Annotated in this window: 25 protein-coding genes; 19 read left to right on the top strand and 6 right to left on the bottom strand. The window is 64.2% G+C overall.

Translation table 11 applies throughout. From position 1 onward, the window contains the following. Positions 1-4: 4 nt before the first annotated feature. The 14 genes from H7F36_RS20675 to H7F36_RS20610 all read left to right on the top strand — a co-directional run bounded on the left by H7F36_RS20675 (position 5) and on the right by H7F36_RS20610 (position 14,496). Positions 5-880, top strand: a complete 876-nt coding sequence (locus H7F36_RS20675) for a branched-chain amino acid ABC transporter permease (RefSeq protein ID WP_187052532.1) — start codon at positions 5-7, stop codon at positions 878-880. A gap of 2 nt (positions 881-882) precedes the next feature. Continuing rightward, complete coding sequence (locus H7F36_RS20670; protein ID WP_222620409.1) at positions 883-2,649, top strand: ABC transporter permease subunit; 1,767 nt, start codon at positions 883-885, stop codon at positions 2,647-2,649. Beyond that, a complete protein-coding gene (locus H7F36_RS20665) occupies positions 2,630-3,364 on the top strand; it encodes an ABC transporter ATP-binding protein (RefSeq protein WP_187052531.1) in 735 nt (244 codons plus the stop codon). The genes H7F36_RS20670 and H7F36_RS20665 overlap by 20 nt, the downstream gene beginning before the upstream one ends. Positions 3,365-3,667: 303 nt before the next feature. Further along, positions 3,668-4,615, top strand: a complete 948-nt coding sequence (locus tag H7F36_RS20660; protein WP_187052530.1) for a LysR family transcriptional regulator — start codon at positions 3,668-3,670, stop codon at positions 4,613-4,615. A 177-nt stretch (positions 4,616-4,792) separates the two neighbouring features. After that, positions 4,793-5,302, top strand: coding sequence for a hydroxyquinol 1,2-dioxygenase (locus tag H7F36_RS20655; RefSeq protein WP_187052529.1), 510 nt, complete (start codon positions 4,793-4,795; stop codon positions 5,300-5,302). Positions 5,303-5,318: 16 nt separating this feature from the next. After that, positions 5,319-6,326 (top strand): hydroxyquinol 1,2-dioxygenase, encoded by a 1,008-nt coding sequence (locus H7F36_RS20650; protein WP_187052528.1) that lies wholly within the window; start codon positions 5,319-5,321, stop codon positions 6,324-6,326. Between the two features lie 42 nt (positions 6,327-6,368). Further along, positions 6,369-7,877: an aldehyde dehydrogenase family protein gene (locus H7F36_RS20645; protein WP_187052527.1), complete on the top strand. Its 1,509-nt coding sequence runs from the start codon at positions 6,369-6,371 to the stop codon at positions 7,875-7,877. Between the two features lie 23 nt (positions 7,878-7,900). Beyond that, positions 7,901-8,968 carry a maleylacetate reductase gene (locus H7F36_RS20640; protein WP_187055128.1) on the top strand — a complete coding sequence of 356 codons (1,068 nt, stop codon included), beginning with the start codon at positions 7,901-7,903 and terminating at the stop codon, positions 8,966-8,968. 55 nt (positions 8,969-9,023) lie between these two features. Further along, a complete protein-coding gene (locus H7F36_RS20635) occupies positions 9,024-10,283 on the top strand; it encodes an ABC transporter substrate-binding protein (RefSeq protein ID WP_187052526.1) in 1,260 nt (419 codons plus the stop codon). Between the two features lie 3 nt (positions 10,284-10,286). Then, positions 10,287-11,006, top strand: a complete 720-nt coding sequence (locus H7F36_RS20630; RefSeq protein WP_187052525.1) for an ABC transporter ATP-binding protein — start codon at positions 10,287-10,289, stop codon at positions 11,004-11,006. Further along, entirely contained in the window at positions 11,003-11,704 is a 702-nt protein-coding gene (locus tag H7F36_RS20625) for an ABC transporter ATP-binding protein (RefSeq protein WP_187052524.1), read from the top strand. The genes H7F36_RS20630 and H7F36_RS20625 overlap by 4 nt, the downstream gene beginning before the upstream one ends. 37 nt (positions 11,705-11,741) lie before the next feature. Further along, positions 11,742-12,611, top strand: a complete 870-nt coding sequence (locus H7F36_RS20620) for a branched-chain amino acid ABC transporter permease (RefSeq protein ID WP_187052523.1) — start codon at positions 11,742-11,744, stop codon at positions 12,609-12,611. A 14-nt stretch (positions 12,612-12,625) separates the two neighbouring features. After that, positions 12,626-13,639, top strand: coding sequence for a branched-chain amino acid ABC transporter permease (locus tag H7F36_RS20615; protein WP_187052522.1), 1,014 nt, complete (start codon positions 12,626-12,628; stop codon positions 13,637-13,639). Beyond that, complete coding sequence (locus tag H7F36_RS20610) at positions 13,636-14,496, top strand: intradiol ring-cleavage dioxygenase (RefSeq protein ID WP_187052521.1); 861 nt, start codon at positions 13,636-13,638, stop codon at positions 14,494-14,496. The genes H7F36_RS20615 and H7F36_RS20610 overlap by 4 nt, the downstream gene beginning before the upstream one ends. A gap of 52 nt (positions 14,497-14,548) precedes the next feature. Here H7F36_RS20610 and H7F36_RS20605 read toward each other — a convergent pair whose 3' ends face one another. The 5 genes from H7F36_RS20605 to H7F36_RS20585 form a co-directional block, all read right to left on the bottom strand. Continuing rightward, positions 14,549-15,088: a peptidoglycan DD-metalloendopeptidase family protein gene (locus tag H7F36_RS20605; protein WP_187052520.1), complete on the bottom strand. Its 540-nt coding sequence runs from the start codon at positions 15,086-15,088 to the stop codon at positions 14,549-14,551. A 56-nt stretch (positions 15,089-15,144) separates the two neighbouring features. Further along, positions 15,145-16,863 carry an ABC transporter ATP-binding protein gene (locus tag H7F36_RS20600; RefSeq protein WP_261802420.1) on the bottom strand — a complete coding sequence of 573 codons (1,719 nt, stop codon included), beginning with the start codon at positions 16,861-16,863 and terminating at the stop codon, positions 15,145-15,147. Between the two features lie 64 nt (positions 16,864-16,927). Continuing rightward, positions 16,928-17,428, bottom strand: coding sequence for a CreA family protein (locus H7F36_RS20595; RefSeq protein ID WP_187052519.1), 501 nt, complete (start codon positions 17,426-17,428; stop codon positions 16,928-16,930). A 5-nt stretch (positions 17,429-17,433) separates the two neighbouring features. Further along, positions 17,434-17,985, bottom strand: a complete 552-nt coding sequence (locus tag H7F36_RS20590; RefSeq protein ID WP_187052518.1) for an NUDIX hydrolase — start codon at positions 17,983-17,985, stop codon at positions 17,434-17,436. A 23-nt stretch (positions 17,986-18,008) separates the two neighbouring features. Beyond that, positions 18,009-18,710 (bottom strand): fumarylacetoacetate hydrolase family protein, encoded by a 702-nt coding sequence (locus H7F36_RS20585; RefSeq protein WP_187052517.1) that lies wholly within the window; start codon positions 18,708-18,710, stop codon positions 18,009-18,011. 115 nt (positions 18,711-18,825) lie between these two features. On the opposite strand from H7F36_RS20585, the gene maiA reads away from it, so the two are divergent. After that, on the top strand, positions 18,826-19,485 hold the full coding sequence (maiA, locus tag H7F36_RS20580) for a maleylacetoacetate isomerase (protein WP_187055125.1): 660 nt from the start codon (positions 18,826-18,828) through the stop codon (positions 19,483-19,485). Beyond that, positions 19,485-20,324: a peptidoglycan editing factor PgeF gene (gene pgeF / locus H7F36_RS20575; protein WP_261802419.1), complete on the top strand. Its 840-nt coding sequence runs from the start codon at positions 19,485-19,487 to the stop codon at positions 20,322-20,324. The genes maiA and pgeF overlap by 1 nt, the downstream gene beginning before the upstream one ends. Here pgeF and H7F36_RS20570 read toward each other — a convergent pair. Further along, a complete protein-coding gene (locus tag H7F36_RS20570; protein WP_187052516.1) occupies positions 20,256-20,609 on the bottom strand; it encodes a hypothetical protein in 354 nt (117 codons plus the stop codon). The two genes, pgeF and H7F36_RS20570, sit on opposite strands and share 69 nt — an antisense overlap. A 125-nt stretch (positions 20,610-20,734) precedes the next feature. On the opposite strand from H7F36_RS20570, the gene phaC reads away from it, so the two are divergent. Genes phaC through H7F36_RS20555 form a run of 3 tightly spaced genes read left to right on the top strand, consistent with a single transcriptional unit; the run spans position 20,735 to position 24,087 of the window. Next, positions 20,735-22,459: a class I poly(R)-hydroxyalkanoic acid synthase gene (gene phaC, locus H7F36_RS20565; RefSeq protein ID WP_187052515.1), complete on the top strand. Its 1,725-nt coding sequence runs from the start codon at positions 20,735-20,737 to the stop codon at positions 22,457-22,459. A gap of 48 nt (positions 22,460-22,507) precedes the next feature. Beyond that, positions 22,508-23,686, top strand: a complete 1,179-nt coding sequence (locus H7F36_RS20560; protein WP_187052514.1) for an acetyl-CoA C-acetyltransferase — start codon at positions 22,508-22,510, stop codon at positions 23,684-23,686. A gap of 32 nt (positions 23,687-23,718) precedes the next feature. Then, positions 23,719-24,087 carry a hypothetical protein gene (locus tag H7F36_RS20555; protein ID WP_187052513.1) on the top strand — a complete coding sequence of 123 codons (369 nt, stop codon included), beginning with the start codon at positions 23,719-23,721 and terminating at the stop codon, positions 24,085-24,087. Positions 24,088-24,107: the final 20 nt, after the last annotated feature.

The raw sequence follows: 24,107 nt of genomic DNA, 5'->3' as shown, positions 1-24,107 counted from the left end.
CGCGATGGATCTCGCCCTTCAGCTCTTCTTCACGGGCTTGGGCATCGGCGCGGTGTACGCGCTGGTGGCTCTCGGCTTCGTCTTGATTTTTCGCGCGACCAACGTCGTCAACTTTGCGCAGGGCGAGTTCTCGATGGTCGGCGCGTACCTCATGGTCGTCTTCGCCGTCGACCTCAAGTGGCCGTACGGCTGGGCCTTTCTGGCGGCGCTCACCGGCATGGCGCTCCTCGGTGCGGTGTTCAACCTCGGTGTGTACTACCCGCTGCGCAACCGCACGTTTTTGCCGGTGATCATCGCAACGATCGGCGCGTCCATCTTCCTGTCCAACTCGGTGCTCGCGCTGTACGGGCCGCAACCGCAAGTGCTGGAAGGCTGGTTCGATACGCCGGGCCTGCAGATCGGGCCGGTGTACCTCGACAGCCAGTACCTGCTCATCATGGTGGTGACGCTGGTTCTGGTCGCCTTCAACTTCTGGTTTTTCGAGCGCACCATGCTCGGCAAAAAACTGCAGGCGACCTCGCAAGACAAGGAGATGGCGTCGTTGCTCGGCATCCCGGTGTCCGCGATGATCATGCTCACCTTCGTGTACTCGGCGCTGCTCGGTGGCGTGGCGGGCATTCTGGTGGCGCCGATTCTTTTCGTGTCGATCCAGATGGGCTCGACCATCGCGCTGAAGGCCTTTGCGGCCACCATCATCGGCGGCTTCGGTGACGTCAAGGGCGCGATCATCGGCGGGCTCGCGCTCGGCGTGATCGAGACTTTCGGTGCCGCCTACATCTCGGTTCCGTACAAGGACGGCTTCGCGTTTCTGGTGCTCGTCGCGTTCCTCATCTTTCGACCGCAGGGCATCTTCGGCGAGCGCGTGGCCGAGAAAGCATAGCCGTGGCGAGCACACGGCAGACGTTGGGTACCCTGGGCTTCGCGGCCCTGGCGGCAGCAGCGGTGGCAGTCGTCACGCTGGTGCCGATGCAGGACTACACGGTCCACATCCTGGTGCAGACATCGACCTTCGCCATCGCGGTGTTCGGGCTGACGGTGGTGCTCGGGCTCTGTGGGCAAATCAATCTGGCGCAGGCGGCGTTCTTCGGGTTCGGCGCGTACGCGGTCGGGCTCGGCACCGCCGACCTGCACATGAACTTCTGGCTCGCTCTGGCAATGGGCGCGGGCATCGCGCTGGTAATGGGTGCCTTGCTCGGCATGACCACGCTCAAGCTGGGCGGTCACTACCTCGCGATGGTGACCATCAGCTTCCAGCAGATCGTGACGCTCATCATGGTCAACTGGATTCCGGTGACGCACGGGCCCGATGGCGTCGGGCGCATTCAGCGGCCGCTGCTGTTCCAGTCGTCGCAGGCGTTTCTCGGCGTTTGTGTATTCGCGGTCGCGGTCATCGGCTATCTGGTGTGGCGGCTGCCGCAAACACCGCTCGGCCGTTCGATGCGTGCGGTGCGCGACAACGAACTGGCCGCCGGCGTCGCGGGCATCAACGTCTACAAGGTGAAGGTCGCCGCCTTCGCGCTGTCGGCCGTGCTCGGCGGCATCGGCGGTGGCCTGTTTGCCGGCGGCTTCGCTTACGTGAGTCCCGACCAGTTCAGCTTTGCCGAGTCGATCGTCTTCATCACGATGACGCTGCTCGGTGGCGTGGCAGCGCCGGTCGGCGCCCTCATCGGCACGGGCCTATTGATCGTGCTGCCGGAGAGCCTGCGCTTTTTGAAGAGCGTGCCGGGGCTGTACCTGGCGATCTACGGGCTCTCGATCATCCTCATCATTCGCTACATGCCCGACGGCATCTGGGGCTTCGTGCAGAACCGTGTGCGCCGCTGGCTGGCACCGCCGCCGTTCGCCGGAGCGCCGGCCGAGCTGATGCTGGCGCCGGCCTATGCGGCCAGCGCCGACGCCGCGCCGATGGCGCTCGAAGTACGAGACCTCTGCAAGCACTTTGGCGGCGTGAAGGCGGTCGACGGCATTTCGTTTTCGGTGCGGCGTGGGCAGGTTCATGCATTGATCGGACCCAACGGCTCGGGCAAGACCACCACGCTCAACGTGCTCTCGGGCATCTACACCGCGACCTCGGGTCGCGTGTTGCTCGGCGGTCGCGACGTGACGGCGCTTCCGCCTCACGCGCGCACGGTCGCGGGGCTGGGTCGCACCTTCCAGAACATTCGGCTCTTTCGCTCGATGACGGCCCTGGAGAACGTGATCATCGGGGCCGAGCATCCCGGCAATCAGATTGCTTCGGGTCACGCGGCGCTGGTCGAGCGCGCGCGCGCGGCGCTCGCATTCGTCGGGCTCGAAGCGCGCGCACACGAACTGGTGACCGGCTTTTCATACGGGCACCAGCGTCTTATCGAGATTGCCCGCGCGTTGGCCGGCAACCCGACGTTGCTGCTGCTCGACGAGCCTGCGGCCGGGCTCAACTCGACGGAAAAGCTAGGCCTGCGCGATCTGTTGAAACGCATCGCCGCGAAGGGCCTGACGATTTTGATCATCGATCACGACATGACGCTGGTGACCGAGGTCGCCGAATGCATCACCGTGCTCAACTTCGGTCGCCGCATCGCCGATGGCGTGGCGGCCGACGTGCTGCGTCAGCCCGACGTCATCGCGGCCTATCTCGGAACGGAACCCGATGCCCCTGCTTTCACTTGAAGGACTGAACGTCCGCTACGGCGAGATCGAGGCGCTGCGCGGCCTCTCGCTGTCGATCGAGAGCGGCGAAGTCGTCACGCTGCTGGGTGCCAACGGGGCCGGCAAGTCGACCACGCTGCGCGCGATCTCCGGGCTCAACAAACCCTCCAGCGGCGAGGTGCTGTTCGATGGCAAGTCGATTGCCGGGCTCGGGCCGGAAACCATCGTCAAGCTCGGCATCGCCCATGTGCCCGAGGGGCGACGTTTGTTCCCGGGACTCACCGCGCGCGAGAACATCATGCTGGGCGCGTCGAACCGCGGGCGTATCGCCAAGGCTGAACTGATCCGCGAATCCGACGAGATGTTCGACCTTTTCCCCGACATCCGACCGTTTGCCGATTCGCTCGGCTGGATGCTGTCGGGCGGACAGCAGCAGATGGTCGCCGTGGCGCGTGGCCTCATGGCCAAACCGCGCTTGCTGCTGCTCGACGAGCCTTCGTTGGGACTCGCGCCCGTCATCGTGCAAAAGGTGTTTTCGATCATCGGTGAGATTCGCCGGCGCGGCACCACGGTGCTGTTGGTCGAGCAGAACGCGCGCATGGCGCTGTCGGTGGCCGATCGCGGTTACGTGCTGGAGACCGGACGACTGGCGGTGTCAGGCAAGCCGGCGGAGTTGTGGTCGAACGACGAAGTGCGGGCGGCGTATCTGGGTGGGCGGATCGAGAAGACGACCTAGCAGCGAGACCGGTGGGTGCAGCGGCGACGCCAGCCGCACATGCAGACCTCTACGCAAGCCGTTACTAAAGCAGCACGGCGCGCACGCCTTCGATCAGCAGGCTCATGCCGGCGAGGATCAGGGTGAGGCCTGCGAGCCGCTTCATTGCGGCGCGAGACAGGCCAAAGCGCGGAGCATTTTTCATGTGTGAACCATGCTGCACGGCCGAACCCTTCCACAAGCTGACCAAACCGGCGTGTCGATGGAGGCGGGCAAAGCTGTAGCCGCAAAACCGAACGCACGACACGCGTTACCCTCCCGCGCATGGACCGCCTAGAAAACATAGAGACATTCGTCCGCGTCGCCGAAACCCAGAGCTTCGCCGAGGCCGCCCGACAAATGCGTGTCGCGCGCTCCGTCGTCACCGCCCGCGTCAGGCAACTCGAAGACCATGTCGGCGCACCGCTCTTTCATCGGAGCACGCGAGTCGTCCGGCTCAGCGATGTGGGCCAGGCTTTCTTGCGGGACTGCACCGAACTCGTCGGACGGGCGAACGACGTCATCGACCAGATGCGCGATGCCAAGAGCGGGCCGGTGGGCACCTTGCGCGTGCATGCGCTCACCGGCTTCGTACTGGGTCACTTCGCGTCTTTGCTTCGCGAATTCCAGGTGAGTTATCCAGACATTCACCTGGAGCTGATCGTCAGCGACGCCGTCGTGGATCCGGTCAAGGCGGGTGTCGATTGCGCGCTGCAAATTTTTCCGGCGGCGTCGACCGATCTCGTGTCGCGCCCGCTCTTTCCGGTGCGTCGCGTGTTCTGCGCCACGCCCGACTATCTGCGTTCGCGCGGCACGCCCGAGAGCCCGCGAGAACTGCACAAGCACACGCTCGGGCTCTACTCGGGCTACCCCACGCGCGACCGCTGGACCTTTCATCATGCGGATGAACAGGTGACCATGTACATGACGGCCAGCCTGCTCACCAACAGCGTCCACCTGCTGCGGGAATATGCGCTGGAGCATGCCGGTATCGTGTGCCTTCCTACGCTCGTCGCCGGCGATGCGATCTTGCGAGGCGATCTTCAGGTGGTGCTGCCGCAGCACCAGTTGTCTTCGTTTTCGCTGAGCGCCGTCTATGCCGGGACGTCGCGCAATGCGTTCAAGCTCAAGCTCTTCATAGAACACATCGTGGCAGCCTTCGCGCGCGTGCCGCCATGGGACGCAGCCATGGTCGACAAGGGTTTGTTGCCCGCGCAACTGATCTTCGACTGAGCGTCTCCAGTGGGTTCCAGCCTCGGGAAAACCCTGTCGATTGACCGGATTCACCGAACAATGCGGGCCACATTTAAGGCCTACCGGAAAACCAGTCCGTTTCATAAAGTGCCTCCATCCCGCAGCACCACGATGGCGCTTCGTCGACCACCACAGGATGACCAAAGGAGACACCCCATGGCAGCCGTTTACCAGACCCGTTTCGGGTCGCTGAAGAATTTTGAAAAGGGTCACGTCGAGCCGATCTCCGACGACGTGCGCCACTACGCGTTTTCCAACTGCTTCGAGATCGCGAGCAAGAGCAAGCCTTACGAAAAAGTCGTGTTCGGGCAGAACCAGATCTACGTGCTCGAAACGCTGCGCGCAGAGGGAACCTCGCCTTGGTACACCTGTGCGCACGACGAGTTCGCGCTGGTGATGGATGGTGAGGTCGAAGTGCACCTGGTCAAGCTCGACGCGGCGCAGGCCGTTGCCGACGTCGAGAAGAACGGTGCGGTAAGGGTCGAGGGCGAACCCCGTGGCCAGAAGATGGGCTGGATGAAGTTGTCGCGCGGCCATCAGGCGCTGCTGCCCAAGAGCACCGCCTACCAGTTCCGTACGCCCGGCGAGCCCGGGGTGATCGTGCTGCAGACCTGCAAGGGCGACCTCTCGATCGAGAAGTGGGCCGATATCTGCCAAACGCACTGACCGAGGAGCCACACCCATGAACGCACCCGCAGAACTCGCCAAGGTGATCGCGTCGCAGCCCGACGCTTCACTCGGCTACAAGAATTTTTCGCTCGGCAGCTTCGGCTTTCGGCGTGACGAATACTTCGTCCATATCAACTGGAAGACGCGCGACGGCCGGCCCATGAGCCACACGATGGACGCCGGCAATTACCTGCGTGCACTGATGCGCGACGTGGCCTGGGGCTTCTTCTACGGCTGGGTCAACTTCGACAACGTGTTCGGCACGGTCAACCACTACCAGTCGGTCGACATGTACGCCGGCAGTTTCAACGGCACCATGAAGGACGCCGGCATCGACATGCTGGAGAACTTCCCGACGGCACAGATCCGTGCCACCTTCGAGGCGATGCTGGACGACTGGACCAACGAGAGCTTCGATCCCTTCTCCGCCCCGCAGGAGACCGGCTCCGCCTACGGGCGCAAGAACGGCAGCAACACCGCGAAGATCACCCGAGCCCGTGAACTCGCCACGCGTTGCGTCGGCCTCAAAGGCGACCTGAATCTGCGCAGCGATGAAAGCGGGGCGCCGATCAACCGGGCCTTCGCCGACGTCTCGCAGTCTCAGCCCGAGCTGCATCCCGAGCCCGGCTTCGAGAACGAAGTCCATGCGTTCAGCCTGTTCGGCTTCTTGAGCCGCTCGCAAGTGACGTGGAACCCGAGTTTCACCTCGGTGGTGAAGCACAGCTTCATGTGCCCGACCACCGAAGAGCACATGCTGCCGATCATTCATGGCAACGATCGCGTCGAGTGGTTTTTCCAGATGACCGATGAGATCCATTGGGACTGCGCCGACAAGAACACCGGCAAGCCGATGGCCCGCGTGATCATGAAGGCGGGAGACATGTCCGCCATGCCCGCCTATTGCCGGCACCAGGGCTACAGCCCCAAGCGCTCGATGCTGCTGGTCTGGGAGAACGGCTCGCCCACCCTGGTCCACGAGATCCAGAAGGGCGAAAGCCCAGAGATCCCCGTTCAGTTCTGAAGCCACGCGGTCCATCGCGACCGCACCAAGGAAAACCTTTTCATGACTCTTGCGGACATTCAGGCCGCGGCTGGCCTTGTCACGCCTGTTCGCCACCAGCTCTTTATCGACGGACGCTTCGTCGATGCCGAATCGGGCGAAACGCTGGCTACGCTCAACCCGCACGACAACTCGACCATCGCCCACGTCGCACTCGCCGGCAAGGCCGACGTCGACAAGGCCGTCGCTGCGGCGAAGCGGGCGTTTCCCGCGTGGAGCCGCATGGCGGCCGCCGATCGTGGACGCATCCTGCTCAAGCTCGCCGACCTGATCGAGGCCAACACCGAAGAACTGGCGCGACTCGAATCGCTCGACACCGGCCATCCGATACGCGACTCCCGCAGACTCGACGTGCCGCGCACGGCAGCGTGCTTCCGCTACTTCGGTGGCATGGCCGACAAGTTCCAGGGCGAGACGATTCCGGTCGAGGCCGGCTTCCTGAACTACACGCTGCGCGAGCCGGTCGGCGTCGTCGGCCAGATCGTGCCGTGGAACTTTCCACTGATGTTCACCAGCTGGAAGATGGCGCCCGCGCTCGCTGCGGGTAACTGCATCGTGATGAAACCCTCGGAGATCACGCCGCTCAGCTCTTTGAAGATCGCAGAATTGATGGCCGAGGCCGGCCTGCCACCCGGCGTTGTCAATATGCTGCCGGGCTTGGGCAGCGTGGCGGGCCAGTACATCGCCGAGCATCCGGACATCGCCAAGATCGCCTTCACCGGCAGCACTGCGACCGGTCGCCGCATCGTCCAAGCCAGTGCTGGCAATCTCAAGAAGGTGCAGCTCGAACTCGGCGGCAAGGGCCCGAACATCGTGTTCGAAGATGCCAACCTGCAGGCCGCAGTCAACGGCAGTGCCTGGGCGATCTTTCATAACCAGGGGCAGGCCTGCATCGCCGGCTCGCGTTTGATGCTGCACGAAAAAATCGCCGATGCGTTTCTCGAGAAATTCGTTCCGCTCGCGCAGTCGATCCGCCTAGGCAATCCGCTCGACGATGCGACCGAAATGGGTCCGCTCACCAGCGCGTTGCACAAAGACCGCGTGCTGGCGTATGTCGACATCGCGCGCGAGCAGGGCGGCGAGGTGTTGGCGGGAGGCCGCGCACCGGGCGGTGACCTGGCGGCCGGTTGCTATGTCGAGCCGACCATCGTGCGGGCGCGTTCGTCACGCGATCGCATTGCACAGGAAGAAGTGTTCGGTCCCTTCGTCACCGTGCTGACCTTCAAGGACGAGGCGGAAGCGATGCAGATCGCCAACGGCACCGACTACGGCCTGGGCAGCGGCTTGTGGACCGGCAACCTGCAGCGCGCCCACCGCATGGCGCGCGACCTGCACGCCGGCATGGTGTGGATCAACAGCTACAAGCGCGTCAATCCGGGCTCGCCTTTCGGTGGCGTGGGCCAGAGCGGATACGGGCGCGAGATGGGGTTCGATGCGATGCGGGAATACACGCAGGTCAAGAGCGTGTGGGTCAATATCGACGCGCAGATTCCGCCGCACTTCGTGCGTTGAAAAAAGCCGCAGTGAAAGCTCCGATGCAAGACTTCGTCTACACCAGCCATTCGCAGCGCGTGGTGTTCGGCATCGGGTCGCTGAAGCATCTGGCGCGCGAGATCGACGCCCTCGGCGGGCGCCGCGCGCTGGTGCTGTCGACGCCCGAGCAACGCACGCAGGCCGAGCGCGTGGCCGACATGCTCGGCACGCACGCCGCTGGCATCTTCGACCGCGCGGTGATGCACGTGCCGATCGAGACGGCGCGCGAAGCACGAGACGTGGCACGCCGGCTCGGCGCCGACTGCGCCGTCGCCATCGGCGGCGGATCGACCACCGGGCTGGGCAAGGCGATCGCACTCGATTCGGGCTTGCCGATCCTCGCCATTCCGACGACCTACGCCGGCAGTGAGATGACGTCGATCTACGGCCTCACCGAAGCCGGCGTGAAGAAGACCGGCAAAGACCCGCGTGTGCTGCCGCGCACCGTCCTCTACGACCCCGAGCTTTCGCAGACCTTGCCACTGGCGATGAGCGTCACCAGCGGCATCAACGCCATCGCGCATGCGGCCGAAGGCCTTTACGCGCAGGACAGCAATCCGGTGATGGACCTGATGGCAGTCGAAGGCATCACAGCCATGGCACGCGCGCTTCCGTCGATCCGCAAGAACGCGCTCGACATCCATGCCCGCACCGATGCGCTCTATGGCGCATGGCTGTGCGGCAGTGTGCTCGGCAGCGTGGGCATGGCGCTGCACCACAAGCTGTGCCACACACTGGGTGGCAGCTTCAACCTCCCGCATGCGGAGGTACACACCGTTGTGTTGCCACATGCCCTGGCCTTCAACGCCGCTGCGGCGCCGATTGCCATGGCGCGAATCGCCAAGGCGCTGGGCAGCGCGTCAGCGGCGGTGGGGCTGTACGCGCTGGCGCGCGACAACGGCGCACCCACCGCGCTCAAAGACGTTGGCATGCGAGCCGAAGACCTCGACCGCGCAGCGGACCTGGCGGTGAGCAATCCGTACTGGAACCCGCGGCCTTTTGGCCCGGCAGAACGCGGCGCGATTCGCGCGCTGCTGCAGCGCGCGTGGGATGGCGAGCCGCCGCGCTGATTGCGTCCGGTAGCAACCGAATTTGTGCAACGACATAACGAAGAAGGAGACAACCATGGCTTTCAATCGCAGACAGTTCACCCAGGCCGCAGCGGCCCTCGCCGCCACCGGCGCTACGCCGCTGGTGTTCGCGGCCGACACGATCAAGATCGGGTTCGTGTCGCCGCAGACCGGCCCGCTCGCGCCGTTCGGCGAAGCTGACAAGTGGGTCATCGACCAGATGAAGACGGCCTTCAAGGACGGCATCACCATTGGCGGCAAAAAGTACGCGGTGCAGATCGTTCTGAAAGACAGCCAGTCGAATCCGAACCGTGCCGGCGAAGTCGCCAACGACCTGATCCTTAAAGAAAAGGTCGCGCTCATGCTTACCGCGGGTACGCCCGAAACCGCCAACCCGGTGAGCGATGCGTGCGAACTGAACGAGGTGCCCTGCATCTCCAGCGTGGTGCCATGGCAGCCCTGGTTCTTCGGGCGCAAAGGCGACCCGGCCAAGGGTTTCAATTGGACCTACCACGTGTTCTGGGGGCTCGAGGACGTCATCGCCACCTACACCAATGGCTGGAAGACGGTGGCGACCAACAAGAAGGTCGGCGGCCTGTTTCCCAACGACGGCGACGGCAATGCGTGGGGCGACAAGGAACTCGGATTTCCCAAGCCGCTGGCGCAAATGGGCTTTACCCTGACCGATCCCGGCCGCTTCCAGAATGGCACGCAGGACTTCAGTGCGCAGATCGCGGCCTTCAAGAAAGACGGCGTCGAGATCGTCACCGGGGTGGTGATTCCGCCGGACGCCAAGACCTTTTTGACGCAAGCGAAACAGCAGGGTTTCAAGCCGAAGATCATCACACTCGGCAAAGCGCTGTTGTTCCCGGGCGCCATCGAAGCGCTCGGCGAGCTGGGCGATGGCCTGTCGACCGAAGTCTGGTGGAGCCCGTCGCATCCGTTCACATCGAGCCTCACCAAGCAGAGCGCCAAGGCGCTGGCCGACGCTTACGAAGCCGGTACGAAAAAGCAGTGGACGCAGCCGATCGGCTTTTCGCATGCGCTGTTCGAAGTCGCGGTCGATGCACTGTCGCGCGCCAAGTCGCAGAAGGCGTCCGACGTGCGCGATGCGGTGGCCGCGACGTCGATCGATTCGGTGGTCGGCCCGGTGAAGTGGGGCGGTCAGGGCCCGTTCAAGAACGTGAGCAAGACACCGCTGGTGCTCGGCCAGTGGGGCAAGGGCAAGAAGTACAAGTACGAGATGGTCATCGTCAACGACGAAGCTGCCAAGAGCATTCCGGTCGGTGGCACGCTGAGGCCGATGCCGGGCTGAGCGATGACGCTTCTGGCGCTGCACGCGGTCAGCAAGTCGTACGGCGCGCTCAAGGTCATCGACGACATCACGTTGTCGGTGAGCGACGGCGAAACGCTGGGCATCCTCGGGCCGAACGGCGCGGGGAAGACCACGCTGTTCAACCTGATCTCGGGCGACGTGCGGGCCGATGCCGGCCGCATCGAGTACGAGGGGCGCGACGTGACCGGGCTCAAGCCGCATCAGCGCTGTCAGGCCGGCATTGGCCGGAGCTACCAGGTGCCGCAGCCGTTCGGCAACATGAGCGTGTTCGAAAACCTGGTGACCGCTGCCTGCTTCGGGGCGCAGCAAAGCGAGCGGGAAGCCTGGAACACGGCGCACGAGGTGCTGGAGCAGACCGGGCTCATGCTGCACGCCAACAAGCCGGCGGGTGGCCTGACGCTGCTGAATCGCAAACGGCTGGAGCTTGCGCGGGCGTTGGCGACGCGGCCCAAGTTGCTGTTGCTCGACGAGATCGCGGGCGGCCTAACCGAGCACGAGGCGAAGCAGCTGGTCGAGGAACTGCAGCGCATCAAGTCGCGTGGCATGACCATGATCTGGATCGAGCATGTGGTGCATGCGCTGCTGTCGCTTGCCGACCGGTTGTTCGTCATCAACTTCGGACAGAAGCTGGCCGAGGGCGAACCGCGTGCCGTGATGAACGACGGCGAAGTGCGCCGTGTGTACATGGGGATGGAAGCGTGACGGCTCTATTGGAGACGCAGGGCTTGCAAGCCTTCTACGGCGATGCGCAGGCGCTGTTCGGTGTCGACTTCACGCTGGCGCAAGGCGAACTGGTCGCCATCATCGGCGCCAATGGTGCGGGCAAGTCGACGCTGCTCAAGTGCCTGACCGGCCTGGTTCGCGCGCCGCGCGATGCGGTGCGATTCAAGGGCGAATCCATTGGCGGATTACCCCCCGGCGAGATCGTCAAGCGCGGTCTTGCGATGGTGCCGGAAGGCCGGCGTCTGTTTCCGAGCCTGAGCGTCGAGGAGAACCTGCTGATCGGTGGCCTCACACAGCGCAAAGGGCCGTGGAACCTGAACCGCCTTTACGCGCTCTTTCCCATCCTGGCCGAGAAGCGCAGCCATCCCGCCACGTCGTTGTCGGGTGGCCAGCAGCAGATGGTGGCGCTGGGCCGCGCACTCATGAGCAACCCCGACGTGCTGTTGTGTGACGAGCTGTCCCTGGGCCTGGCGCCCATCGTCATCCGCGAGATCTACGCCGCCATGCCCGACATCACGCGTGAAGGCATGACCGTGGTCATCGTCGAGCAGGACGTGACGATGGCGCAACGCGTGTCGCAACGCATCTACTGTCTGCAGGAGGGGCGTGTGTCGTTGCAGGGCCGCTCCGATTCGATGACGCGCGAACAGATATCGCAGGCGTACTTCGGCTTGTGATGGCAGCACGAAACGTAACGCGAGTGGAGCCACTGCATTGATCGAAACCATCCTCCAGGGCATTCTGCTCGGCGGTCTCTACACGCTGTTCGCGCTCGGCCAGTCTCTGATGTTCGGCGTGATGCGGCTGACAAACACGGCGCAGGGCGACTTCATCATCCTGGGTGCCTTCGCGGTCATCACGAGCACCACGCTGTTCGGCGATGCGCCGGCACAGGTGGCCACGGCCGCTGTCGCGGTGCTGCCTGTTGCCTTCGCCTTCGGTTACGCGCTGCAGCGCTACGTGTTGAACGGCACGCTCGGCAAAGATCCGCTGCCGTCGCTGGTCGTGACCTTCGGCCTCTCGATCGTGATCCAGAACATGCTGCTCGAATTGTTCTCGGCCGACCCGCGCTCCATCGAGACGGCTGGTCTCAACACGCAAGGCTTGCGCATTGGTGAGTCGCTGTCGGTCGGCATGTTGCCGCTGATCGTGCTTGCGATCGCGCTGGTGGCGACGGCCGCCCTGCAGTGGCTCTTCGCACGCACGGCGCTCGGTCGCTCGTTCAGGGCGGTGTCGGATGACCGCGAGATCGCCGAACTCATGGGCCTCAACGCGAAGAAGGTCTATGCATTGGCGACTGCCATCGCCTTCGTACTGATCGCCATTGCGGGCGCCTTGCAGGGCATGCGTACAACGGTTTCGCCGTCCGACGGCCCGCTGCTGCTGCTCTTTGCCTTCGAGGCCGTGATCATCGGCGGCATGGGTTCCTTTTGGGGCACTCTGGCCGGCGCGATGATCCTCGGCATCACGCAGCAGATCGGTTTCAGGCTCGACCCGGGCTGGGGCATCTGGTTCGGCCACATCGTTTTCCTGCTCGTGCTGGTGCTGCGCCCGCAGGGGCTTTTTCCAAAGACACGAGGCTGATGCGGATGAAGAAAATGACCGATTCGACCTTCGATGTGGTGCGGGGAACGGTCGCCAGTCGTACCGCGCTGGTGATGGCGGCGCTGCTCGTGGTGGTCGCGGCGAGCCTGCCGTTCTGGGGCGAATCGAGCTGGATGCGCGAGTTCGTCCAAGTCGCCTGCTACTTCATTTTCGCGATGATGTGGAACCTGCTCGCGGGCTATGGCGGCATGGTGAGCATCGGCCAGCAGGCGTACTTCGGGTTTGGCGGGTACGTAATGCTGATGCTCGGGAATTTTCTCGGGCTCAATCCTTTTGTCGCGATCCCGCTGGGTGCCGTCGCTGCGGGGCTCATCGCGGTGCCTGTGTCTTACGTCGCGTTCCGGCTGGCGGGCGGCTACTTCGCAATCGGCACCTGGGTCATCGCCGAAGTGTTTCGCCTTAGCTTCGCCAACATGTCTGCGGTGGGGGGTGGCTCCGGCACCACGCTCACCGCGCTGCGTGGTATCGAGAAAGCGACGCGCGAAAGCGTGACCTACTGGATGGCACTGGCTTGCGTGGTGGCAGCCATCGCGTTGGTTTTTCTTTTCCTTCGCAGCAAGCGCGGCCTGGCATTGCTCGCGATACGCGACAACGAAGTGGCGGCCGAATCTCAGGGCATCCCGGTGGCGCGCATGAAGCTCGCCGTGTATGTGGTGGCGGCCTTCGGTGCCGGGCTGGCGGGAGCTCTGTACTTCGTTGGCAATCTGCGCATCAGCCCCGATGCAGCCTTCAGCGTCAACTGGTCGGCCTTCGCGATCTTCATGGTGGTGATCGGCGGCATCGGTCGCATCGAAGGGCCGCTCGTCGGCGCTGTGATCTTCTGGGCGCTCAACAAATTTTTGAGCGACTATGGCACTTGGTATTTGCTCGGCCTCGGCCTGCTCGCCATCGTGGTCACCCTTTTCTTCAAGCAGGGCTTGTGGGGCTACGCGCAGCAACGCTGGGGCTGGTCGCTCTTTCCTACGCAGCGCCGGCTGATTGAAATTTCAGGAGACCGTTCCCCATGAGAAACATCAACGAAGACACCATCACCACCGCCGTGCTCGAAAGCATCGCTGGCTGCGACAACCCGCGATTGAAAGAAGTGATGTCGGCGCTGGTGCGCCATCTGCACGACTTCGCGCGCGAGGTGAAGCTCACCGAGGCCGAGTGGATGGAGGGCATCCAGTTCCTGACCGCCACGGGGCAGAAGTGCGACGAGAAACGGCAGGAGTTCATCCTCCTCTCGGACACGCTGGGCCTGTCGATGCTGACGGTGGCGCTCAACCATTCGAAGAGTCCACAAGCCACTGAGGCGACGGTGTTCGGGCCGTTTCATGTGCACGGCGCGCCGCAGCTCGAGCAGGGCGACGACATGTCCGGCGGCGCGGTCGGTGAGCCGCTCTTCGTGCAAGCCACAGTGCGCGGCATCGGCGGTGAGGCGGTTCCGCATGCCGACGTCGATGTGTGGGAGGCCGACGCCGATGGCTTCTACGACGTGCAACGCCCGGAGCTCACCGGCCCGCAAGGCCGCGCCGTGTTCAAGACCGATGGTGAAGGGCGGCTTAACTTCAAGGCGGTGTTGCCGGTGGCATATCCGATTCCGACCGATGGGCCGGTGGGGCGGATGCTGGCCGCGGTCAAGCGGCATCCGTGGCGCCCGGCGCACGTGCATTTCATCGTGAAGGCGCCGGGCTACGAAACGCTCATCACGCATGTGTTCGTCGACGGCGATACGTACCTCGACAGCGATGCGGTGTTCGGGGTGCGCAACTCGTTGATCGGTAACTACGTGCGTCATGCGCCGGGCACGGCACCCGACGGCAGCGTGCAGGCAACCGCGTTTCACACGCTCGACTTCGGCTTCGTGCTGGAGCCGGCCTGAGCTTCGACCCGAGCACGGCGCCCGGCTCAGGTTCGCGCCGTCGCGCTGAAGCCTAGCGTTGCTTGCCGCTCAGGAAAGGCTCCGGATCGACCGCGACGCCTTGCTTCCGGATCTCGAAGTGCAGCTTGACGCGGTCGGTGCCGCTCTTGCCCATCTCGGCGATCTTCTGGCCTTGCCGCACCACGTCGTTCTCTTTGACCAGCGCCTTGTCGATGTTCGCGTACGCGGTGATGTAGGTGTCGTCGTGCTTGACGATGATCATCGTGCCGTAGGCCTTCAACGCATTGCTGACGATGACGACGCGGCCGTCGCGCGATGCCAGGATCGGGTCGCCCAACTCGCCCGCGATGTCCAGGCCTTTGCTCTTGTTGCCGTCGAAGCGCGCGATAGTGGCGCCGGCTGCCGGTGAACCGAAGAGCGGTGCTGGTTTGGGCGGCGGCGTGACGGGTGGAGCGACAGGCGGCTGCTGCGGCACCGGCGGCAGCGAGGGCGACGGCGGCGAGTTCAACGGCACGTTGGTGCCGCAGGCCACGAGGCCGGTAGCGATGAAGAGGGCCGCGGCTGCGCGAAGGATCAGGGTCGAAAGGTGCATGGCGCTCATTGGAACGCAATCGATGCCGGACGTTCCACAAGTAGCTTTTTTTTACTTTAAGGGTTTGGCCTAGGGTTCGCCGCCATTTTTTGTAGTTGCGGCTGACGTGCCAGCACCGCGTCGCACGGGCCGTAGTCGCGCACGCAGCCGGCTTCCATCAGCACGATGCTGTCGAAATGGTCGAGCACGCTGAGCCGATGGATCGACGCGACAAGGCACGCATCCGGAAAGGCTGCGGCGATGCGGTCGAGCACACGCGTCTCGGTCGCGGCATCGAGCGCGCTGGTTGGCTCGTCCAACAGCAGCAACGTGCTGCCCTCGGCCGCCAACACGCCGCGCGCCAGACACAACCGCTGGCGTTGGCCCCCGGAAAGATTGAAGCCACGCTCGGTCAGCATCGTGTCGAGGTCGCCCTGCATCGCTTCGAGCACTTCGTCGAACGCGCTCGAATGCAGGGCCGCCTGCAGCTTCGAATCGTCGTGCGCTTCGCCGAATGTCAGGTTCTCGCGCACGCTGGCCTCGAAGACCTCGGTCTCTTGCGGGATCAACGTGGCCAGTGTGCGCAATGAGCGCCATTCGCGCGCCGCACCGTCGAACGACAGGCTGCCGTACTGCGGCACATACAGCCCGGCCAGCACGCGCAGCAGCGTGCTCTTGCCGCCGCCGCTCGGGCCGACGAGAGCGACCCGCTCGCCGCGACGCAGCGTGAGCGCGACGTCCTGCAGGCCACCGCCACGCGACGTGTCGGCATAGTCCCAGCGCAGGCCATCGATGGTCATGTTCTTCCAGCTGGCCGTGGCATCGATTGCATGCGCGGTGTCGGGCGCCGCATCGGGCGCATTCCAGATCGGCTCGGCACTCAGGTAGTCGGTGTGCATGCGCGCGAAGCCCTGAAAGTTGGCGGCCATCGAGCCGACCACTGCGGCGGCCTGCTGCGCGTACTGGTAGATCATGAACACGGTGCCCAGCTGCACCGCCGTGCCGGGCGTGCGCTCGCGCCAAACGTAGATAAGCACCAGCGCCCAAGTGAGTCCGAGACCGAGCAGGTCCACGGTGGCCCACTTGCCTTCATTGAGCAGCGCAGTGCGCTTGAGCGGCGTCGACACTGCCTCCATGCGCCGCCGCAACAGCGCGCGCGAGGCTTGCTGCAACCGCAGGCCGACCACCGTGGAGGCGTTGCCGATGAAGTCGAGCAAGGCCGCGACATAGCGCCGGTCGGCGTCGTTTTCGGTGCGGGCCAGCTTCATCAGCGCACGGTCGAAGCGCAGGATGATCAGGCCGACCAGCACGTAGCCGAAGAATGCGATCAACCCGCTGACACGCGACAGCAGTACCAGCGCGACCAGCGGCCCGACGAAGCTGACCGCGTTGGCAAGGTAGACGAACTGGTTCTGCGCGAAGTCCGACAGAGCCCGGCTGGCCTGGTGCACGCGGTGCTGCAATTCGCCCGAGTGGTGCGTGTCGCGCCATGTCATCGGCGCGCCTGCGATGCGGGCGTAGAGCGTGTCGGCCAGCGTCTCGCGGATGCGCACGGCCACGTTGCGCTCCAGCACGCGGCCCGGCCCGTGCACGCTCCACGAGACAACGTAAACAGAGATCAACAAGGCGATCCAGCGCGCTGCAATGCCCAACTCGCCATGCTGCAACGCGTTGATCGCCTTGCCCGCCAGGAAAGGCATGCTCAGGCGGATGAGCTGAGACGTGGTCAGCAGCGACAGCGAGGCGACCAGCTGGCCACGTGCGCCGAGCGCGAAGCGCCACAGCGCCGTGTACAAGACGCGAAGGGGCTGGTCCGGTGCCAGACGCAATCTTGGGTCTCTTGGCGTTTTGTGAGGCCCGTTACTTGACCGGAATGGGCGTACCGCGGTCGATCGGGACTGCGGTGATGCTGTTCTTCGGCGAACCGTCGATGAGCAGATCGGAGTAGGTGAGGTACACGAGCGCGCTGCGCTTTGTATCGACCATGCGCACCACGCGCAGCCGCTTGAAAAGAATCGACAGCCGCTCGCTGAACACTTCTTCGCGCAGTGGCAGCGGCCCGCCGGCGAAGCTCACCGGACCAACCTGACGGCACGCGATCGACGCTTCGGCCTTGTCCGTGGCAAAGCCCAGTGCGCCCGAGACGCCGCCGGTCTTTGCGCGCGACACATAACAGGTCACGCCGGCGACCTTGGGGTCGTCGTAGGCCTCGACCACGATCTTGTGATCGGGGCCGATCAGCTTGAAGGCGGTGTCGACATCGCCGACAACTTCGGCATGTGCGCTCAACGTCGCCGCGAGCAACAACGCGCCCCCGAGACTGCGCAAAAAGGGACGGGCGATGCGGTGAATTGGGTTCATGGATTTCAGGCGATGTCGATCGTATGCACGCGGTCGAAGCTGCCGCGCTTGCGATCGGCAAAGAAGCATTCGAGCGCTTCGCGTACGGTACGAAAAGCGATCTCGTCCCAGGGGATTTCTTCTTCGGTGAAGAGCTTGGCCTCGATCGTTTCGTGGCCGGGGTCGAACACGTCGTCGAGCAGCTTGGCGCGATAGAACAAGTGCACTTGGCCGACCCGTATCACGCTCATCACCGCGAACAGACCCTGCATTTCGAAATGCGCACCGGCCTCCTCGTCGGTTTCGCGCGCCGCACCTTGCGACGCGCTTTCGTTCAGCTCCATGAAGCCGGCCGGCAGCGTCCACTTGCCCCAGCGCGGCTCGATGTTTCGCTTGCACAGCAGCACGCGATCACCCAACACGGGAATGGTGCCGACCACGTTCAGAGGGTTCTCGTAGTGGACGGTTTTGCAGGCGGGGCAAACCGCGCGTTCCTTGGTATCGCCATCGTCCGGAAGACGGTAGACCACCGCGGTGCCGCAATTCTTGCAGTGCTTGATAGGAACGCGAAAGGTCATCGGCCGGCAGCTTTAAAGAAGGTTCAAACGATCTTGACAGTCAGCGATGGCAGACCGGCGACTTCACCGACCAGCGTGTCGCCAGCGACCACGGCGGCGACGCCTTCGGGCGTGCCGGTAAAGATCAAGTCACCCGGTTGCAACTCCCATGCCGCCGACAGATGCTCGATGGTTTCGCCCAGGTTCCAGATCAGCTTGCTCACGTTGCTGCGCTGGCGGTCGGTGCCGTTCACCTGCAGCGAGATCTCGGCCTTTTCGACATCGCCAGCCTTGGCCGCAGGAACGATCGGGCCGATCGGTGCGCTCTGCTCGAAAGCCTTGCCGATCTCCCAGGGGCGCCCCTGCTTTTTCATCTCGCCCTGCAGGTCGCGACGCGTCATGTCGAGGCCGACCGCGTAGCCGTAGATGTGCTTGTGCGCATCGACCGCCAAGATGTTCTTGCCGCCAGTGCCGATGCACGCGACCAACTCGATCTCGTGATGCAGGTTCTTGCTGAGCGTCGGGTATTGCATGGTGCCGGTCTGGCCGGCATCGACCACCACCACCGCGTCGGCCGGCTTCATGAAGAAAAACGGTGGCTCGCGGCCAGTGAAGCCCATTTCCTTGGCGTGATCCTCGTAGTTTCGGCCGACGCAATAGATGCGGTGCACCGCGAAGCGGGCGGTCTGGCCCACCACGGGAACCGAGACGGTCGCGGGAGGTGGAAAAACGAAGTCTGATGCCATGGCGTTGTGTCCTTTGTCTGCCGGCTTCGCGCCGAACCGGCAGTGTGCCAGAGGGTGCCGCCCCTGCGCATTACCCCTGCGCGCACCGACGCTGCGAAGCTATGCTCGGCGCATGATGAAGCTGTACAACTACTTCCGCTCGTCCGCCTCTTACCGGGTGCGCATCGCGCTCAACCTGAAGGGGCTCGACTACGAGTACCTCCCCGTTCACATCGCCAGGGGCGAGCATCTGGCAGGTGCTTATCCGCAGATTTCGGCCGACATGCTGGTGCCTCTTTTCGAGGACGAACCTGCCTCGGGCGAAGAACAAGGCGAGCGCTTTTCGCAATCGATGGCCATCATCGAGTACCTCGACGAGGTGCATCCAGAGCCGCCGCTGATGCCGCTCGACCCCGCTGGCCGGGCGCATGTGCGGGCACTGTCGGAAACCATCGCCTGCGAGATCCACCCGATCAACAACCTGCGGGTGCTGAAGTACCTGGTGCGCGACCTCAAGCTGGACGACGCGGCCAAGAATGCGTGGTACCGGCACTGGACCCGGATCGGTTTGGAGGCCTTCGAGCGCCAGCTGGCTCAGCGGCCGGCCGCCCTGTATTGCTGGGGCCACACGCCGACGCTGGCGGACTGTTGCCTGGTGCCGCAAATCTTCAACGCGCAGCGCTTCGATTGCGATCTGAGCGGCCTGCCGCGCACCACGGCGGCTTACGAGGCCTGCATGCAGCTCGACGCCTTCCAGCGCGCGCATCCGTCACGGTGTCCGGACGCGGAGAATTGATGGCGGTGCAGTTGCCAGAGCCGTTGGTGCCGCTCAAGCCGCTCATGCCGCTGGTGCCCGACTGGCCGGCGCCGGCCAACGTCCGGGCCCTTTGCACCACGCGCGCCGGTGGCGTCTCGACCGGCCCATGCGCCAGCCTGAATCTGGGCGAGCACGTCGGCGATGCGCCGGATGCGGTTACCGAGAACCGGTCGCGGCTGCGGTCGGTCATCGGCGTTCGTCCCGTGTTCCTGCGGCAAGTGCACGGCACCGATGTCGCTGCGCTCGACGCAGACACATCCGACGTGTCAGGTGCCATCGCAGCGGACGCTTGCACTACCACCGGGGCGGGTATCGCCTGCACCATCATGGTCGCCGACTGCATGCCGGTGTTGTTCACCGATGAAGCCGGGGAGCGCGTGGCAGCGGCGCATGCCGGATGGCGCGGGCTGGCTGCGGGCGTGCTGGAACGCACCCTCGGCACGTTCACGAAGGACGTGGGGCCAACGGGCGCTGGGACGCAAGGCGATGCGCACGAGCGCGGCGCTTCAAAAATAATCGCCTGGCTCGGCCCCTGCATCGGCCCCAAAGTCTTTGAAGTCGGCTCGGAGGTCAAGGCGGCATTCGAAGCGCATGCCGCCGGAGCCGCGTCGTGCTTCAAGCCTGGTGCGGTGCCCGGCAAGTGGCTGGCCGATTTGCCGGCGCTGGCCCGGCAGCGGCTGCGGGCGATGGGCGTCGAAGCCGTCTACGGCAACGACGGCAGCGATGCCTGGTGCACCGTTAGCAACTCGTCACAGTTTTTCTCGTACCGGCGGGAGGCCGGCAGCGGCCGCTTCGCCGCGCTGATCTGGAAGGTCTGACGGAAGGTTGTTATCTGCCGGAGCGCCGGTCGGATCACCATCGGGGCCGGTCGGATGGCTCGACCGGTGCGCCTCGCGAGCCTGTTCCTGCGCTGCGCTTTCCCGTTCTCTGGCGCGCCGGCGCCTTGCCGGCGTCAGCATGAAATACATGATGAGTCCAACCGGCAGTAGCCCGTACAGCACGAAGGTCACGCTGGCTCCCAGCACGGTGCCGGTGGTGTTGGTGGCCTCCGCCACGGCCATCATCATCGTGACGTAGAGCCAGGCAATTACAACCAGATGCATGAGTGGGCGTTGTCGTTGTCGGAGTCGAAAACAAGGGCTAGGCGAAAACACGGCGTTGTGAGCGCTGGTCGAATGCAGCATACTCAAAAGCCACCCGATTCAGGCGAAGCAGCAGGAGACACCACATGAAAAAACAAGCCACCGGGGTCGATGCTTTCGCACCCTTTCAACAGGCGCTGGCGCAGGGCTGGGACAAGGCACTGACGTCTCTGCAGTCGATCGGTGCCAACGGTGCCGCGCCATCTTTCGATCTCCCCAAGCTTTCGTTCGCCCCCGACAAGCTGCAAAGCTTGCAAGAGCAGTATCTGGCGGAGGCAGGTGAACTGTGGAAGGCCGGCATGACACCCACCACGGCCAGCAGCGATCGTCGCTTTGCCGGCGAGGCCTGGGGCAGCAACCCGGTCTCGTCTTTCACGGCTGCGGTCTACCTGCTCAATGGCCGCACCTTGCTCAACATGGTCGAAGCGGTCGAGGCCGACGCCAAGACCAAGTCGCGACTGCGCTTTGCGGTCGAGCAATGGATGGCGGCGTCGTCGCCCAGCAACTCGCTCGCCTTCAATGCCGAGGCGCAAAAGCGTGCGATCGACACGCAGGGCGAGAGCATCGCCAGGGGCCTCAAGAACCTGCTGGACGATGTGAAGCGGGGTCATCTGAGCATGACCGACGAGACGGCTTTCGAAGTGGGTCGCAACGTGGCGACAACGGAGGGTGCGGTGGTGTTCGAGAACGAACTCTTTCAGTTGCTCGAATACAAGCCGCTCACGCCCAAGGTCTGCGAGCGACCGTTTCTGCTGGTGCCGCCCTGCATCAACAAGTTCTACATCCTCGATCTGCAGCCCGAGAACTCGCTCATACGGTATGCGGTGGAGCAGGGCCATCGCGTGTTCGTCATCAGCTGGCGCAATCCGGACGAATCGCTGCGAGACACCACGTGGGACCAGTACATCGAAGACGCTGCCATCAAGGCGATCCATCTGGTGCAGGAGATCGGGGGCAGCAAGCAGATCAACACGCTCGGCTTCTGCGTCGGCGGCACCATCCTCAGCACGGCGCTGGCGGTGCTGGCGGCACGCGGCGAAAAGCCGGCCGCTTCCGTCACGCTATTGACCACGCTGCTCGACTTCACCGACACCGGCATCCTCGACATCTTCATCGACGAGGCGATGGTCAAGTTTCGCGAAATGCAGATGGGCTCCGGCGGCTTGCTGGACGGCGGCGAACTGGCATCGACCTTCAGCTTTTTACGGCCGAACGACCTGGTCTGGAACTACGTCGTCGGCAACTACCTGAAGGGTGAAACGCCGCCGCCGTTCGACCTTTTGTACTGGAATTGCGACGCGACCAATTTGCCTGGCCCGTTCTATGTCTGGTATCTGCGCAACACGTACCACGAGAACAAGCTCAAAGTGCCGGGCGCGCTGACGGTGTGCGGCGAGAAGATCGACCTCGGCGCCATCGATGCGCCGGTGTACATCTACGGCTCGCGTGAGGACCACATCGTGCCGATCGGCGGTGCCTATGCATCGACCCAGTTGCTGAAGGGCAAGAAGCGCTTCGTGATGGGCGCGTCGGGCCACATTGCCGGCGTGATCAATCCGCCGGCCAAGAAAAAGCGCAGCCACTGGATTCGCGAAGACGGCAAGTTGCCGGCGTCGCAGGCCGATTGGCTGACCGGCGCGCAGGAGCATCCCGGCAGCTGGTGGACCGACTGGGCTCAATGGCTCAAGGGACACGCGGGCAAGCAGATCGCTGCGCCCAAGGCGTACGGCAAGGGCAGCGCATACAAGGCGAGCGAGCCGGCACCGGGGCGTTACGTCAAGGCCAAGGCCAAGGCGCCGGTCGCTGCCTGAAGCTTGTTTGCAATACATTCATTTCAATCACACCATCGGAGAGAAAGCATGGAAGACATCGTCATCGTTTCGGCCGCACGCACAGCCGTCGGCAAGTTCGGCGGCTCGCTCGCCGGCATCGCAGCCACCGAGCTCGGCTCGATCGTCATCCGAGAAGTTCTGGCACGTGCCAAGCTCACACCCGACCAGATCGGTGAAGTCATCATGGGCCAGGTGCTGGCGGCCGGTGCCGGCCAGAACCCGGCGCGTCAGGCGCTGCTGAAGAGCGGCATCGACAAGTCGGTCCCGGCGCTCACCATCAACGCCGTGTGCGGCTCAGGCCTGAAGGCCGTGATGCTGGCGGCACAAGCGGTGGCAACGGGCGACAGCGAGATCGTCATCGCCGGTGGTCAAGAGAACATGAGCATGGCGCCGCACGTGCTGCCCAACTCGCGCAACGGCCAGCGCATGGGCGACTGGAAGCTGGTCGACACCATGATCGTCGACGGCCTGTGGGACGTGTACAACCAGTACCACATGGGCATCACGGCCGAGAACGTGGCCAAGAAGTTCGACATCAGCCGTGCGTCGCAAGACGAGCTGGCACTGGGCAGCCAGACCAAGGCTGCGGCCGCGCAGGACGCCGGCAAGTTCAAGGACGAAATCGTCGCCGTCAACATTCCGCAGAAGAAGGGCGACCCGCTCGTCTTCGACAAGGATGAGTTCATCAACCGCAAGAGCAGCGCCGAAGGTCTGGCCGCTTTGCGCCCCGCCTTCGACAAGGCGGGGGGCGTGACAGCGGGCAATGCGTCGGGCCTCAATGACGGCGCCGCCGCCGTGATGGTCATGACCGCCAAGAAGGCGGCACAACTCGGCCTGAAGCCGTTGGGCCGCATCGCCAGCTTCGCGACCGTGGGTCTCGACCCGGCGATCATGGGCATGGGACCGGTGGCCGCGTCGACCAAGGCGCTGCAACGCGCCGGCTGGAAGCCGCAAGACCTCGACGTGCTCGAAATCAACGAAGCCTTCGCTGCACAAGCCTGCGCCGTGAATCGCGAGATGGGCTGGGACGTCAACAAGGTCAACGTGAACGGCGGCGCCATTGCCATCGGCCATCCGATCGGCGCGTCCGGTTGCCGCATCCTCGTCACGTTGCTGCATGAGATGCAGCGACAGAACGCGAAGAAGGGCATTGCCTCGCTGTGCATCGGCGGCGGCATGGGCGTAGCGTTGACCATCGAGCGCTGAACGCCTGACCCTGTGCGCGGCTTGGGCTCAACATGATCGACTCTGTCTTCGCGGAGTTGAGCTTTTGGGCAATGGTCGCCGTGTCGGTGATCCTGCCGGTGACGATCTACGCCGTGCTCTTCACGAAGCCGAGCGTCTCGCGCTACACGGTGCTGGCGCTGGGCCTCGCGCTGGTCGCGATCGCCGGGTTCGATGTCTACTTTCTGCAGCACATGCAAACGGCGGTTCGCGGCACGCCGTCGCTGGTCGACGACGCTGTCTTCGACTCCGAAGTGTCGTTCGCGCTCTATCTTTTTCCGCTGATGTTCGGCGGCATCGGCGTCAACCTGATCTCGCACCTCTTGATCAGTCACCTGGTCGGCGCAGAGCGGCGGTTCGAGAAGAAACATCCCGACCGCTGATACAGGCGACAGAGCGAAGC

The sequence above is a fragment of the Variovorax sp. PAMC28562 genome, assembly GCF_014303735.1.
Classification (GTDB): domain Bacteria; phylum Pseudomonadota; class Gammaproteobacteria; order Burkholderiales; family Burkholderiaceae_C; genus Variovorax.
This window is presented reverse-complemented; position numbering and strand designations above follow the sequence as displayed.

Excerpts from the sequence above, each read along its gene's own strand:
- H7F36_RS20650 (WP_187052528.1), top strand. The coding sequence starts at position 5,319 with ATGAACGCACCCGCAGAACTCGCCAAGGTGATCGCGTCGCAGCCCGAC.
- pgeF (WP_261802419.1), top strand. The coding sequence starts at position 19,485 with ATGGCGGTGCAGTTGCCAGAGCCGTTGGTGCCGCTCAAGCCGCTCATG.
- H7F36_RS20630 (WP_187052525.1), top strand. The coding sequence starts at position 10,287 with ATGACGCTTCTGGCGCTGCACGCGGTCAGCAAGTCGTACGGCGCGCTC.
- phaC (WP_187052515.1), top strand. The coding sequence starts at position 20,735 with ATGAAAAAACAAGCCACCGGGGTCGATGCTTTCGCACCCTTTCAACAG.
- H7F36_RS20555 (WP_187052513.1), top strand. The coding sequence starts at position 23,719 with ATGATCGACTCTGTCTTCGCGGAGTTGAGCTTTTGGGCAATGGTCGCC.
- H7F36_RS20655 (WP_187052529.1), top strand. The coding sequence starts at position 4,793 with ATGGCAGCCGTTTACCAGACCCGTTTCGGGTCGCTGAAGAATTTTGAA.
- maiA (WP_187055125.1), top strand. The coding sequence starts at position 18,826 with ATGAAGCTGTACAACTACTTCCGCTCGTCCGCCTCTTACCGGGTGCGC.
- H7F36_RS20610 (WP_187052521.1), top strand. The coding sequence starts at position 13,636 with ATGAGAAACATCAACGAAGACACCATCACCACCGCCGTGCTCGAAAGC.
- H7F36_RS20570 (WP_187052516.1), bottom strand. The coding sequence starts at position 20,609 with ATGCATCTGGTTGTAATTGCCTGGCTCTACGTCACGATGATGATGGCC.
- H7F36_RS20590 (WP_187052518.1), bottom strand. The coding sequence starts at position 17,985 with ATGACCTTTCGCGTTCCTATCAAGCACTGCAAGAATTGCGGCACCGCG.
- H7F36_RS20665 (WP_187052531.1), top strand. The coding sequence starts at position 2,630 with ATGCCCCTGCTTTCACTTGAAGGACTGAACGTCCGCTACGGCGAGATC.
- H7F36_RS20675 (WP_187052532.1), top strand. The coding sequence starts at position 5 with ATGGATCTCGCCCTTCAGCTCTTCTTCACGGGCTTGGGCATCGGCGCG.
- H7F36_RS20660 (WP_187052530.1), top strand. The coding sequence starts at position 3,668 with ATGGACCGCCTAGAAAACATAGAGACATTCGTCCGCGTCGCCGAAACC.
- H7F36_RS20595 (WP_187052519.1), bottom strand. The coding sequence starts at position 17,428 with ATGAACCCAATTCACCGCATCGCCCGTCCCTTTTTGCGCAGTCTCGGG.
- H7F36_RS20605 (WP_187052520.1), bottom strand. The coding sequence starts at position 15,088 with ATGCACCTTTCGACCCTGATCCTTCGCGCAGCCGCGGCCCTCTTCATC.
- H7F36_RS20585 (WP_187052517.1), bottom strand. The coding sequence starts at position 18,710 with ATGGCATCAGACTTCGTTTTTCCACCTCCCGCGACCGTCTCGGTTCCC.
- H7F36_RS20645 (WP_187052527.1), top strand. The coding sequence starts at position 6,369 with ATGACTCTTGCGGACATTCAGGCCGCGGCTGGCCTTGTCACGCCTGTT.
- H7F36_RS20560 (WP_187052514.1), top strand. The coding sequence starts at position 22,508 with ATGGAAGACATCGTCATCGTTTCGGCCGCACGCACAGCCGTCGGCAAG.
- H7F36_RS20640 (WP_187055128.1), top strand. The coding sequence starts at position 7,901 with ATGCAAGACTTCGTCTACACCAGCCATTCGCAGCGCGTGGTGTTCGGC.
- H7F36_RS20615 (WP_187052522.1), top strand. The coding sequence starts at position 12,626 with ATGACCGATTCGACCTTCGATGTGGTGCGGGGAACGGTCGCCAGTCGT.
- H7F36_RS20635 (WP_187052526.1), top strand. The coding sequence starts at position 9,024 with ATGGCTTTCAATCGCAGACAGTTCACCCAGGCCGCAGCGGCCCTCGCC.